11 protein-coding genes are annotated in these 13,526 nt (G+C 70.1%); 9 read left to right on the top strand and 2 right to left on the bottom strand.

Features of this window, described 5'->3' with window-relative positions; genetic code table 11:
• The first annotated feature begins 97 nt into the window (after positions 1-97).
• From RS883_RS15710 to RS883_RS15670, 9 genes are all read left to right on the top strand, one after another.
• Entirely contained in the window at positions 98-2,581 is a 2,484-nt protein-coding gene (locus tag RS883_RS15710) for a circularly permuted type 2 ATP-grasp protein (protein ID WP_315761122.1), read from the top strand.
• A complete protein-coding gene (locus RS883_RS15705; protein ID WP_315761121.1) occupies positions 2,578-3,486 on the top strand; it encodes a transglutaminase family protein in 909 nt (302 codons plus the stop codon). The genes RS883_RS15710 and RS883_RS15705 overlap by 4 nt, the downstream gene beginning before the upstream one ends.
• A gap of 28 nt (positions 3,487-3,514) precedes the next feature.
• Positions 3,515-4,441: a DnaJ C-terminal domain-containing protein gene (locus RS883_RS15700; RefSeq protein ID WP_315761120.1), complete on the top strand. Its 927-nt coding sequence runs from the start codon at positions 3,515-3,517 to the stop codon at positions 4,439-4,441.
• A 7-nt stretch (positions 4,442-4,448) separates the two neighbouring features.
• Positions 4,449-5,399: a YihY/virulence factor BrkB family protein gene (locus RS883_RS15695; RefSeq protein ID WP_315761119.1), complete on the top strand. Its 951-nt coding sequence runs from the start codon at positions 4,449-4,451 to the stop codon at positions 5,397-5,399.
• Positions 5,396-6,223, top strand: a complete 828-nt coding sequence (gene fabI, locus RS883_RS15690; protein WP_315761118.1) for an enoyl-ACP reductase FabI — start codon at positions 5,396-5,398, stop codon at positions 6,221-6,223. The genes RS883_RS15695 and fabI overlap by 4 nt, the downstream gene beginning before the upstream one ends.
• Before the next feature lie 9 nt (positions 6,224-6,232).
• Positions 6,233-6,631 carry a hypothetical protein gene (locus RS883_RS15685; RefSeq protein ID WP_315761117.1) on the top strand — a complete coding sequence of 133 codons (399 nt, stop codon included), beginning with the start codon at positions 6,233-6,235 and terminating at the stop codon, positions 6,629-6,631.
• On the top strand, positions 6,631-7,143 hold the full coding sequence (locus tag RS883_RS15680; protein ID WP_315761116.1) for an N-acetyltransferase: 513 nt from the start codon (positions 6,631-6,633) through the stop codon (positions 7,141-7,143). Before RS883_RS15685 ends, RS883_RS15680 begins: the two co-directional genes overlap by 1 nt.
• Positions 7,140-8,207, top strand: coding sequence for a chorismate synthase (gene aroC / locus RS883_RS15675; protein WP_315761115.1), 1,068 nt, complete (start codon positions 7,140-7,142; stop codon positions 8,205-8,207). The genes RS883_RS15680 and aroC overlap by 4 nt, the downstream gene beginning before the upstream one ends.
• A 114-nt stretch (positions 8,208-8,321) precedes the next feature.
• Positions 8,322-8,606, top strand: a complete 285-nt coding sequence (locus tag RS883_RS15670; protein ID WP_315761114.1) for a hypothetical protein — start codon at positions 8,322-8,324, stop codon at positions 8,604-8,606.
• Between the two features lie 59 nt (positions 8,607-8,665).
• Here RS883_RS15670 and RS883_RS15665 read toward each other — a convergent pair whose 3' ends face one another.
• Positions 8,666-9,955: an adenylosuccinate synthase gene (locus RS883_RS15665; protein ID WP_315761113.1), complete on the bottom strand. Its 1,290-nt coding sequence runs from the start codon at positions 9,953-9,955 to the stop codon at positions 8,666-8,668.
• An 80-nt stretch (positions 9,956-10,035) separates the two neighbouring features.
• Positions 10,036-13,428, bottom strand: coding sequence for a PAS domain-containing protein (locus tag RS883_RS15660; protein ID WP_315761112.1), 3,393 nt, complete (start codon positions 13,426-13,428; stop codon positions 10,036-10,038).
• Positions 13,429-13,526 lie beyond the last annotated feature (98 nt).

The raw sequence follows: 13,526 nt of genomic DNA, 5'->3' as shown, positions 1-13,526 counted from the left end.
GAACGGGGTTCGAGTAGGCCTCATTGGTCCTGCCCGCCCCATTGCGTACCCCGCCGCTTTCGGGAAAGAGGCGCGCGACGGGGACAATGGAAATCGCATGGCGACGCGCACGGCCAGCTTGTTCGACGCGGGGCTGATCGCCGACCGCTGGATCGCCGCTTACGGCGCTGGGCGGACGCGCGGCGACGTGATGGTCGATGCCGCCGACAAGCATCCGTGGCGCGTGGTGTTCGAGGAGCTGGCGGCAAGCGCGGGCGACTCGCTGGACGATGCGCGCGAACGGGCACAGCGGCAGGCCGACGATATCGGCACCGGTTACCGCGTGGCCGGCGACAGCGACGAGCGGCCTTGGCCGCTCTCGCCCGTGCCGCTGATGCTGGGCAGCGACGAGTGGGCCGGCATCCGCCGCGGCGTCGTCCAGCGCGCCGAACTGCTCGAGACGATCGTCGCCGATCTTTACGGCCCCGGCCGGCTGGTCGCGCAGGGGCTGCTTCCCGCCGCGGTCGTGACCGGCAGCCCCTATTTCCTGCGGCCGATGCAGGGGCTGGTGCCGCCGGGCGGCAATCACCTCAACATCGTCGCGGTCGACCTGTGCCGCGGGCCGGCGGGCGAGTGGCGTGTGCTCGCGGACCATGTCCGCGGACCGGTCGGGGCGGGTTACGCGCTGGAGAACCGGCTGGCGATTGCGCGCACGCTGGGTGGGCTCCAGGCGCGGCTCAACGTCGAGCGGCACGCGCCCTTCTTCGCCAGCCTGCGCGACGGGATCGCCGCCGCATGCCGGCGCGCCGAACCGCGGCTGGGGCTGATGACCCCCGGTCGCCTCAACCAGAGCTATGCCGAGCAGGCGCATCTGGCGCGCTATCTCGGCTTCCTGCTGGTCGAGGGTGCCGACCTCGCGGTGATCGAGGATCGGCTGTACGTCCGCACCATCGCCGGGCTGAAGCGTGTCGACGGGCTGTGGCGGCGGACAGACCCGACGTTGCTCGATCCGCTGGCGTTCGATTCGACCTCGGCGATCGGCGTGCCGGGGCTGATCGACGCGATGGCGGCGGGCCATGTCGTCGTCGCCAACGCCCCCGGCGCCGCGGTCATCGAGTCGGCGGCGCTGTCGGCATTCCTCCCCGCGCTTGCGACACGGCTGACGGGGGAGGGGCTGCGGCTCCCCAACATCGCCACCTGGTGGTGCGGCCAGCCAGGAGAGGCGGCGCAGGTCGTCGACGAGCTCGCCAGCATGACCATCGCGCCGGCGTTCGGCGTCGCCACCCGCGCGCTGCCCGATGCCAAGCCGGTGATCGGCGCCGAGCTGTCCGACGCCGCGCGCGCCGCGCTGCTCGCAGACATCGAGATGCGGCCGCAGGATTATGTCGGGCAGGAGGTCGTCCACCTCTCGACCATGCCCGTCATCATCGACGGCGCGCTGGTGCCGCGGCCCTTCACCCTGCGCGTGTTCGCCGCCCGCGACGGGCAGGGCGGGTGGAGCGTCCTGCCCGGCGGGTTCGCACGCATCGGCGAGCAGGCGGACCCCCGCGTCACCGCGATCGGCGAGGGCGAATGGTCCGCGGACGTCATCGTCCACGGACCCGCCCCGGTGGAGCCCGTGTCCCTGCTCCCCGCGGTCGACTCGCTCCACCTGCGCCGCAATCCGGGCACCTTGCCAAGCCGTGCTGCCGACAATCTGTTCTGGCTCGGCCGGTATCTGGAGCGGGGGGAGGCGCTGCTCGGCCTCATCCGCGTGCTGCTCGGCCACTCGATCACTGCCGATGCCGGCGCCGCGCTCGACCGGGCGACGGTGGCGCGGATCGCCGACGCGCTCGCCTTCATCGGCGCCGCGCCGCCACCCGCCAGCCACCGCCGCGCCGACCTGGTTGCGACCGCGCGCACCGCAATGGAAAGCGTCGAGAATGGCTGGTACTCGGTCCGCGCGATCAATCGCCAGGCGCGCGGGCTGGGCGCGGTCAGCCGCGACCGGCTGTCCGCCGACATGATCCGGCTGCTCGACGCGCCGCATCCCACGCGCGGCGGCGTGCTCGACCGCGCGGGTTCGATCCAGCGCCGCTATGCCGCGCTCGCCGGTCTTTCCGCCGAGCATATGGGCCGCACCGACGGCTGGCGCTTCCATGACCTCGGCCGCCGGATCGAGCGCGCGCTCAAGATCGTCCGCGCGATGCTGTCGTTCGGGATCGAGGCGTCGAGCGCCGACGACCTGTCGGTCCTTCTCGACCTTGCCGACAGCCAGATCAGCTATCGCCAGCGCTATCTGACCGGGATCGCGCGGGTCGCCGTCCTCGACCTCGTCGCGCTCGATCCGGGCAATCCGCGCGCGCTCGCGTTTCAGGTCGCGCGGATCGCGGAGCATCTGGCGGCGCTCCCTGTGCTCAAGGACGACGGGCTTGCCGAGCCGCAGCAGCGCGTCGCGGCCGAACTGTCGGCAATGCTCGCCACGGCCGAGGCGGCGACGCTGGGCGCCGACACGCTGCTCGCGGTCGAGGAGCGGCTGATGGCGCTGACCGATGCCGTCGCTCGCCGGTACTTCCTGCAAGGCGCGGAACCGCTGCGCGCCGCCGGCCTTACGCTCGCATGAGGTACGCGATCCGGCACGTCACGCAGTTCGACTATGCCGAACCCGTCGCGTTCGCGCGCTGCAACCTGCGCCTCCAGCCGATCGAATGGCCGGGGCAGTGGGTCGAGCGCTATCAGCTCAACATCCTCCCCGGCGGGCGCACGGCACCGGCGCGGGCACAGGCGGGTCTGGCGCATGTCACCCGTCTCGTCCTCGACCAGCCCACGCGCGAGCTGACGATCGAGAGCCTCGCCGACATGGTCGTCGATCGTCCGATCCCGGTGCCGGACGCGAGTGATCCGACGATCGCCGAGGCAGGGCGGATGGCGCGCGACAGCCGCGATCTCTCGCCACTGTCGCCCGCCGCCTATCTCTACCCGAGCCCCCGCATCCCGATGAACGAGGCGATCGCCGCCTGGTGTGCCGAGGACCTGTCCCCCGACCGCGGCGTGCTGGATGCCGGCATTGCGCTCGCCCAGCGCATCCAGCGCGAGTTCGACTTCGATCCCACCGCGACCCTGGTCGACACGCCGCCCGCGGACGCCTTCGCCAAGCGCGGCGGCGTATGCCAGGATTTCGCACAGATCATGCTGTGCGGCCTGCGCGCCGCGGGGCTTCCTGCCGCCTATGCCTCGGGCTACCTCCGCACGCTGCCGCCGCCGGGCGAGGCAAGGCTGGTGGGCGCCGACGCGACGCATGCCTGGGTGCTGATCTGGGCGGGGCCGGCGCTCGGCTGGGTCGGGGTCGATCCGACCAACGGCATCTGGATGGCGCGCGACCATGTCATCGTCGCGATCGGCCGCGATTACGGCGACATCGCGCCGATCGACGGCGTGGTGCTGGGATCGGGCGCGCAGGACATGCACGTCTCCGTCGACGTCGCCCCGCAGGAGGATTTGCCAATCCCGGCGCCGACGCCCATTTAAAGCGCGATCTTTTTCAACGGGGACAAGAGTGGCCGATCCTTACGCAATCCTGGGCGTCGCGCGTGGTGCGGGCGAGGACGAGATCAAGAAGGCGTATCGCAAGCTCGCAAAGGAGCTGCACCCCGATCGCAACCGCGACAATCCCAAGGCGGCCGAGCGCTTCAGCCAGGTCACCAACGCCTATGATTTGCTCAGCGACAAGGACAAGCGCGCTCGCTTCGACCGGGGTGAGATCGACGGCGACGGCAACCCCGCCGCGCCGTTCGGCTTCGGTCGCGGCGGACCGGGCGGCGGGCAGTCCGGCGGCTTCCGCCCGGATTTCGGCGGCGAGGGCGGCGACTTCAGCGACATCTTCGAGGGGCTGTTCAACGGCGGACGCGGCGGCGGCGGCGGGTTCGCCAGCGGCTTCGGCCGGCGCCCCTCGCCTAAGGGTGCCAATGTCAGCTACCGCGTGGCGGTGCCGTTCGTCGATGCGGTCACGCTCGCGCCGCAACGGCTGACGCTGCCCGACGGCTCGACGATCGAGGTCAAGCTGCCCGCGGGGGTCGAGACGGGAACGCAGATGCGGCTTGGCGGCAAGGGCCAGCCCGGCCCCGGCGGCAATGGCGACGCCATCGTCTCGATCGAGGTGCAGCCGCACGCCTTCTTCACGCGCGACGGCGACGATGTCCGCCTGGACCTGCCCGTCAGCCTGGCCGAAGCGGTGCTGGGGGCCGAGGTTCGCGTGCCCACCCCAGACGGCGCGGTGATGCTCAAGGTGCCGAAGGGCTCCTCGTCGGGCAAGACGCTGCGCGTGCGTGGGCGCGGCTTTCACAAGAAGGCGGGCGGCGGCCGCGGTGACCTCTATGTCACGCTGATGGTCGACCTGCCGACACCCGACGACGCGCTGGTCGAGTTCGCCCAGAGCTGGGATGCCGGACGCAAGGGGAACCCCCGCGGTCGCCTCGGCGTCTGAAGACGCGATGACGGGGGAGCCGCTCGACCTGACGCCCGAGGGGCGCGCCAAGCAGGGGCCGATGCGCCGCAGGCTCGCCAGCCTGGGCATCGGCGCGCGCGCCATCGAGGTCATGAAGCGGGTCGCGGTCGGCACCTATACCAGCGGCTTCACCCATGCGGGCAACCTTGCCTATCTCTCCATCCTGACGCTGTTCCCCTTCTTCATCGTCGCCGCCTCGATCGCGCGGATCTTCGGGCGGACCGGCGATGGCCTTCGCGCGCTCGAGGGATTTCTCCAGACGGTGCCCGACAATGTCGCCGCGGTGCTGCAACAGCCGATCACCGACGTGCTTGCCGCGCGTGCGGGCAACCTCGTCTGGTTCGGCGTCATCGTCGGCCTGTGGACGACGGCAAGCTTCATCGAGACGGTGCGCGGAGTCCTGCGCGAGGCGTACGGCGTCACCATGTCCCGGCCGTTCTGGGAATATCGCCTGGGATCGATCGGGCTCATCATCGCCTCGGTCATCCTCGTCCTCGTCGCGTTCAGCTTTCAGGTGGTGCTGACGGGCGTGGAGGCGTTCATCGTCCGGCTGCTGCCTTTCGCGGGCGACGTGGCGCAGATCGTATCGCTGACGCGGATCGCCCCCGCGTTCGCGCTGTTCGGCGCGCTCTACATGCTCTTCTATTCGCTAACCCCCTCGCGCTGGCGTTATTCAAAGTGTCCGAAATGGCCGGGGGCAGCGGTGGTGACGTTATGGTGGATGGCGACGACCGCGCTGCTCCCTGCGATTCTCGGCAGCCTCGGCAATTACGACCTGACCTATGGCAGCCTGGCGGGGGTGATGATCGCGCTGATCTTCTTCTTCGTCATCGGGCTGGGGCTGGTCGTCGGCGCCGAACTCAACGCCGCACTGGCGGAAGTGCCCGAAAACGGTCTAGAGCCCGCCGACGTCCAAAAGGAGGAACAGGCGTCGTGACGGGATTGATGCAGGGCAAGCGCGGGCTCATCATGGGGCTGGCCAATGATCGCTCGCTGGCCTGGGGCATTGCCAAGCAGCTCGCCGAGCAAGGCGCCGAACTCGCCTTCAGCTATCAGGGCGATGCGCTGGGCAAGCGCGTGAAGCCGCTGGCCGAGCAATTGGGCTCCGACTTCATCTTCGATTGCGACGTCTCCGATATGGCCTCGCTCGACGCCGGGTTTGAGACGCTGAAGTCGCGCTGGGAGACGATCGACTTCGTCGTCCACGCGATCGGCTTTTCCGACAAGAACGAGCTGCGCGGCCGCTATTACGACACCAGCCTCGACAATTTCCTGATGACGATGAACATCAGCGTCTATTCCTTCACCGCCGTCGCGCAGCGCGCTCGCGCGATGATGAAGCCGTTCGATCCGGAAACGGGCAAGGGCGGCGGCTCGCTGCTGACGCTGACCTATTACGGGTCGGAGAAGGTCGTGCCGCACTACAACGTGATGGGTGTCGCCAAGTCGGCGCTCGACACGTCGGTCAAGTATCTCGCGGTCGACCTGGGGCCGGAAAATATCCGCGTCAACGCGATCTCGGCCGGCCCGATCCGCACGCTGGCGGCGAGCGGGATCGGCGACTTCCGCTACATCCTCAAGTGGAACGAGCTCAACGCGCCGCTCCGCCGCAACGTGACGATCGAGGATGTCGGCGGCGCCGGCGTGTACCTTCTGTCCGACCTGTCGTCGGGCGTGACGGGTGAGATCCATCACGTCGACGCCGGTTACAACGTGATCGGCATGAAGGCCGAGGACGCGCCCGACATCGCGCTTTCCTGAGGCGGCGTCATGAGCGGGAAGGGCCTGGTCGAGAAGCTCGGCGTCAAGCCGGGCATGACGCTCGCCGTCGACGGCGTGCCGGCGTCGCTGGCTAGCCTGCTCGAGTCGACCGGCTCGTTAGACTCGGCTGATACGCTGCTGCTGTTCGTTGCCGACCGCGCTGCCGCTCCCGCCGCGATCGCGCGCGGGGTTGCGGCGTTCGCGCCGGGCAAGCGGCTGTGGTTCGGCTATCCGAAGAAGTCGGGTGCCCATGCCAGCGACATCTCGCGCGACGCGGGCTGGGAGAGGCTGGCCGAAGCCGACTTCCTCGCCGTCACCCAGATCGCGCTCGACGCCGACTGGTCCGCCCTCCGCTTCCGCCCCCGCGCGGAGATCGTCAGGCTGACGCGAGCGAGCGGGCGGGGCTGATGGACATCCGCCCCGCCCAGCCGGCCGACGTGCCCGCGCTCGACACCTTCCTGCGTCAGAACTTCGCCAGCGCGCAGGAGGCGGACCTCGTGCGCCGGCTCTGCATCGATGGCGACATGGTCCTGACGATGGTGGCGCAGGACCGCGACCTGGTCGGCGCGGCGGTGTTCAGCCGGGTGGCGGTCGAGGTGAACGGCGCGGTCGTGCCCGCCGTCGCGCTCGCGCCGCTGGCGGTCGCGGGGCCGTGGCGGCGGCAGGGCGTGGGCGAAGCGCTGGTCGCCGCCGGGCACGACGCGCTGGCGCGGGCGGGCTGGATGCTGAGCTTCGTGCTGGGCGACCCTGCCTATTACGGGCGCTTCGGCTATGCCGCCGACCTCGCCCGCGGGTTCGACAGCCCCTATGCCGGCGATTATTTTATGGCGCGCGCGCTCCAGTCGGCGGGGATGCCGTGCGGGGTGCGGGGCAGCGCGGCGCATGCGCCGGCCTTTGCCGCGCTCGGGGAGGACGCATGAGCTTCAATACCTTTGGCCGCGTGTTCCGCTTCACGACCTGGGGCGAGAGCCACGGGCCGGCGATCGGCGCGGTCGTCGACGGGTGCCCGCCGGGGCTGGCCCTTACCGAAGCCGATATCCAGCCCTTTCTCGACGCGCGCCGTCCCGGCACCAGCCGCTTCACGACGCAGCGGCGCGAGCCCGACGCAGTCCGCATCCTGTCGGGCGTGTTCGAGGGGCGGACGACCGGCACGCCGATCAGCCTGATGATCGAGAATGTCGACCAGCGGTCGAAGGATTATTCGGAGGTCGCCAAGGCGTATCGTCCGGGTCATGCCGATTATGCCTATGATGCCAAATACGGCTTTCGCGACTATCGCGGCGGCGGGCGTTCCTCGGCGCGCGAGACCGCGAGCCGCGTGGCGGCGGGGGCGGTCGCGCGCGCGGTGATTCCGGAGGTGACGATCACCGCCTGGGTCGAGGCGATCGGCGGTGACGCGATCGACTATGGCGCGTTCGATGCCGCCGAGATCGGTCGCAACCCGTTCTTCTGTCCCGACCCGCGCGCCGCCGAGCGCTGGGAGCGACTGGTGGACGACGCGCGCAAGGCGGGCTCGTCGCTGGGCGCGGTCGTCACGGCGGAGGCGACGGGCGTGCCCGCGGGCTGGGGCGCGCCGCTCTACGCCAAGCTCGACAGCGAGCTCGCTGCGGCGATGATGTCGATCAACGCGGTCAAGGGCGTCGAGATCGGAGACGGGTTCGAGGCGGCACGCCTGACCGGCGAGCAGAACGCCGACCCGATGCGGCCGGGGGCGAGCGGTCCCGACTTCCTCGCCAACCATGCCGGCGGGATCGCGGGCGGCATCTCGACCGGGCAGCCGGTGCGCGTGCGCTGTGCATTCAAGCCGACGAGCTCGATCCTGACGCCTGTGCCAACGATCGATCGCGCGGGCGAGGCGACGGAGATCATGACCAAGGGTCGCCACGATCCGTGCGTCGGCATCCGCGGCGTGCCGGTGGTGGAGGCGATGCTGGCGCTGGTGCTGGCCGACCAGAAGCTGCTCCACCGCGCACAATGCGGCTGAGTTTCGGAGAATAAGGCGAAAATCGGGCAAGTGGAGCCATCGCGGCGTTCAGGCGAGGCTCTTTTGGCGATCGCGTTGGTTATCCCCTCGACAGTTTTAGAGAGAGGTAAAACCATGAAAAAGCACGCACTCGCTGGCCTGCTGATCCTTTGCGGCTCGACCGCGGCGCTGGCGCAGACCACGCCGCAGCAGATGCCGCCGGCACAGGGCCAGACGATGCCCGGCCAACAGACGCCGACCACGCCGCCGGCGGACGAGACGGCTCCTGCTGACTCGACCACGACGACCGAGCCGACGGATCCCACGGCGCCAGAGACGAACCCCGCCCCCGATGCCGGCACTCCGCCGAGCACCACGGGCAATCCGCCGCCGGCCGGGACAACCCCGCCGCAGCGTTAAGCGCTAGGCTCACTACGGCGAAGCGGCCTCGCACCCCAAGGGTGCGGGGCCGTTTTGTGTCAGTCCGCGAAGGGATCCCGAACCAGGATCGTGTCCTCACGCTCCGGGCTGGTCGACACCAGCGCCACCGGGCAGTGGATCAGCTCCTCGATGCGGCGGATATACTTGATCGCCTGTGCCGGCAGCTCGGCCCAGCTGCGCGCGCCTGCGGTGGTCTGCGACCAACCCTCCATCGTTTCCCAGATCGGCTCGACGCGCGCCTGATCGGCGGCGTGCGCGGGATAATGGTCGAGCGTCTCGTCGCCCAGGCGATAGCCCGTGCAGATCCGCACTTCCTCGAACCCGTCGAGCACGTCGAGCTTGGTGAGCGCGATGCCGGTGATGCCGCTGACGGCCGCCGACTGGCGCACCAGTACCGCGTCGAACCAGCCGCAACGGCGCTTGCGCCCGGTCACGGTGCCGAACTCATGCCCGCGCACGCCCAGCCGCTCGCCGGTCTCGTCCTCGAGCTCGGTGGGGAAGGGGCCGGAACCGACGCGCGTCGTATAGGCCTTGGCGATGCCCAGCACGAAGCCGACCGCACCGGGGCCGACGCCCGACCCGCCGGCAGCGGTACCGGCGATCGTGTTCGACGAGGTGACGAAGGGATAGGTGCCGTGATCGATGTCGAGCAGCACGCCCTGCGCGCCCTCGAACAGGATGCGCCGCCCGCGCGACCGCGCGTCGTTCAGCATCCGCCAGACGGGCGCGGCGAAGGGAAGGACGAAGTCGGCGATCTCGCGCAGCTCGGCGACGAGCGCGTCGCGGTCGATCGGCGGCTCGCCGAAGCCGGCGCGGAGCGCATCGTGGTGCGCGGTCAGGCGATCGAGCTGCGGGCCGAGGTCGTCGAGATGCGCAAGGTCGCAAACGCGGATCGCGCGGCGACCGACCTTGTCCTCGTAGGCGGGGCCGATGCCGCGGCGCGTGGTGCCGATCTTGCCCGCACCCGACGCATCCTCACGCAAGCCGTCGAGATCGCGGTGGAAAGGCAGGATCAGCGTGCAGGTCTCGGCGATCATCAGCGTGTCGGGGGTCGCATCGACGCCCTGCTCGCGCAGCCGCTCGACTTCTGCCTTGAGCGCCCAGGGGTCGAGGACGACGCCGTTGCCGATGACGCTGGGCGTGCCGCGCACGATGCCGGAGGGGAGCAGCGACAGCTTGTAGGTCTTGTCGCCGACGACCAGCGTGTGGCCGGCATTGTGCCCGCCCTGAAAGCGGACGACGACGTCGGCGCGCTCCGCCAGCCAGTCGACGATCTTGCCCTTGCCCTCGTCACCCCATTGGGCGCCGATCACCGCCACATTCGCCACTGAGCTCGTTCCGATGCTTTTGAAGGAAGGCGCCGCCCTATCGCGGGGGTGGCGGTTCGTCCACCCGGGAGGACGGCAACTTATCCGTCCAGTGCTTCGCGCACATGCTCGCCCAATTGGCGCAGGTTGAACGGCTTGGGGAGGAGCGGGGGACCGCCCGGCGCGACGTCGGCGCCCTGTTCGCGGGTGTAGCCGCTGGTGAACAGCACGCGCAGGCCCGGCACCCGCACGGCGGCGATGTCGGCAAGTTCGCGGCCCGTCATGTCGGGCATGACCATGTCGGTGAAGAGAAGGCTCGGCCGCTCGCCCGCGTCGATCATCGCCAGCGCCTCCGGCCCGCTGCGCGCGGCGGCGACGGTGTAGCCGAGATCGCGCAGCGCCTCGACCGAGAAGCTGCGGACGCGTTCCTCGTCCTCGACGACCAGAACCGCCTCGCCCGGTCGCGCGCGCGGCGGTTCGCCGCCCAGGCGCAGGAACGTGCGCTCGCGCGACGGCGGCTCGCCTGCGTCGGCGCAGGGCAGATAGAGGTGGACCGACGTGCCCTCGTCCGGTTGCGAATCGATGCGGACATGGCCGCCCGACTGGCGCACGAAGCCGAACACCTGGCTGAGGCCCAGGCCCGTGCCCTTGCCCACCGCCTTGGTCGTGAAGAAGGGCTCGAACGCGCGGCGGACGATCTCGGGCGGCATCCCGGCGCCGGTGTCGGCGACGCAGAGGCGGAGAAACTCGCCGGGCGCGACACCGAACCGCTCGGCCTCCTCACCCTCGATCCGGTGCGCGCTCGTCTCGATCGACAGCGTGCCCCCGCCCGGCATCGCGTCGCGAGCATTGACCGCGAGGTTGAGGACCACGTTTTCGAGCTGGCTGGGATCGGCGACCGCGGGGCGCAGATTGCCGGCTAGCTTGGTCTCGACGCGGATGTCCTCGCCGATCGTGCGGACGAGCAGGTCGATCATGCCCGTCACCATCGTGTCGATATCGACCGCGCGAGGGGCGAGCGGCGTCTGGCGCGCAAAGGCGAGCAATCGCTGGGTGAGGCCCGCCGCGCGCGTCGCGCCATCGCGCGCGGCGGTCAGGTATCGGCCGATATCCGCCGACCCCTGCGCCACGCGGCGTTCCATCAGGTCGAGCGCGCCGATCACCACCGCGAGCATGTTGTTGAAGTCGTGGGCGATGCCGCCGGTCAGCTGGCCGACCGCCTCCATCTTCTGCGCCTGGCGAAGCTGTTCCTCGGTCACCATCAGCTGGCGCGTGCGATCCTCGACCGCGCGCTCCAGGTCCTCGCGCGAGCGGGCGAGCACTTCGCGCGCCTCGACCACGGTCTGGATGTCGGTGGTGGTGCCGAACCAGCGGGTGACGCGGCCGTCGCTGTCGCGGACCGCGGTCGCACGGCCCATCGCCCAGCGATAGGTCGCGGTGGGCGCGTGCCAGATGCGATATTCGGCCTGATAGCCGGTGCCGCTGGCGATCGCCGCCTGCCATGCGGCGATGGTCGCGTCGTGATCGTCGGGATGCAGCACGCGATCCCATGCATCGCCGTCGGTGCTCCCGGGCGCGCTGCCGGTATATTCGTACCAGCGCGCATTATAGTAATCGACGCGCCCGTCGGGACTGGCCGCCCAGACCATGTGGTCGATCGAATCGGTGATCGCGCGGAACTGCGCCTCGCTGTGGCGAAGCGCGGCGACGGCGTTGGCGCGCTCGACCGCGTCCCAGGAGATTTCGGCCACCGCCTCGACAAAGGCGACGTCCTCGGCGGTCCAGCCGCGCGGCTCGGCCTGATTGACGTAGAAGGTGGCGAGCCAGCGACCCTGGCGGAGCAGCGGCACGCCAATCGCGGCGGGGGCGAAGCGGCTGACCGCGCTGCCGCCGAGCACCGGGTCGGCCGCGCTGTCGGGCGTGACGACGGTTCGGCCGGCGCGGTATCGTGCGGTCAGCGGATCGCCCATCTCCTCGCCCGACAGCATGCCGCGCATCATTGGCAGCCGACCGCTGGTCCAGCCCGGGCCGAACCAGGCGCTGCCGTCGCTGGCGACGCGGTAGAAGCCGACGCGATCGGCGCCCATGCGCCGCCCGAGCGCCGCGGCGGTGAAGCGCATGATCGTCTCGGGCGTGTCGAGCCCACGCTGCCGCTCCGCCAGCGAATAGATGAACGCCTGTGCCTCGGTCGTCTGGCGCAGTTCCTCGGTGGTGGCGCGCGCGGCTTCCTCGGCCGCCTTGCGCGCGGTGATGTCGAAGGTGACGCCGGGGAAGCGGACCATCGCGCCGCCCTCGCCGCGCATCGGCCGCCCCTGTGCCATAACCCAGCGGACCTCGCCGTCCGGCTGGACTAGGCGATATTCCTCCGAGAAGTGCGCACCGTGGAGCAGCGTCTCGTCGATCGCGATGCGGACGCGCTCGGCATCGTCGGGATGGATCGCGGCGAAGAAGTCGTCGATCGGTGCGCCGCGCTCGGCCTCCGCGGCATTGGCGCCGTACATGCCGGCGAAGCGCGCGTCGGTGGTGACGCGGTCGTTGACGACATCCCAGTCCCAGATGCCGACACCCTGCGCCGCCTCCAGCGCGAGCTTCAGCCGTGCCTGGCTCTCCTCCAGCGCGCGTTCGGCGGCGGTGCGTTCGGTGACGTCGGTCGCCTCGACGAAGATGCGCGCGACGTCGCCGGACGCGTCGCGGATCGGCTGATAGACGAAGTCGATCACCCGCTCCTCGAGAACCGACAGCCCGCCGCGCGCCAGCATTACTCGCGCCCCCCAGGCGCGATAGGTCTTGCCCGTCGCGCGGACATTGTCGAGCAATTCGGCAAAACCCTGCTCGACGACCTCAGGCAGCGCGTCGCGCACGCCGCGGCCGATGATCTCGCGCCGCCCGACCAGCTCCAGATAGCTGTCGTTGGCCATCACGAAGCGGTGATCCGGCCCCTCCAGCAGCGCGACGGCGCCGGGCGATTGCTGGAACAATTCAGTCAGCCGCTCGATCTCGGCGCGCTGCTGGCGCTCGGCAAGGACGATGCGCGTCGTCTCGTTGCCCTGGTTGAGGATGCCGACGACTTGCCCGAACTCGTCGCGGATCGGCGTGCCCGAGTAGTTCCAATAGGTTTCGGTGGGAACGCCGCGGCGCTCCATCATCAGCTTCTGGTCGAAGCTGGCGAAACCCTTGCCATCGCGCAGCACCGCGTCGAACTCGGGCCCGACCACGTCCCAGATATCGGCCCACACTTCCGCGCCCGGCCGACCCAGCGCCCAGGGGTGGCGATCGGCCGGGATCGCCGACCAGGCGTCGTTGTAGAGGAGGTAATAGTCCGGCCCCCAATAGATCGCCATCGGGAAGCTGGAGGCGAGGCAGAGATTGAGGCTGAAGCGCAGCGCCTGCGGCCACTGGTCCGGCGTGCCGAGCGGATGGCCGCGCCAGTCCTTTTCGCGGATGCGCGCCGCCATCTCGCCCGGATGGTCCAGAAAGCGCTGCCCCGACTGCATGACCCTGCGATGAGGGGCATTCCGGGGCGTTGTCAATCGTTCATGCCGCCCGGCTCGACATGGTGCTTTCAGGGGTTAAGGATGGACCGGAAAAGGAG

The organism is Sphingomonas sp. Y38-1Y, from assembly GCF_032391395.1.
Classification (GTDB): Bacteria; Pseudomonadota; Alphaproteobacteria; order Sphingomonadales; family Sphingomonadaceae; genus Sphingomonas.
Note: the sequence above shows the minus strand (reverse complement) of the source record. Positions and strands in the feature narration are given on the sequence as shown.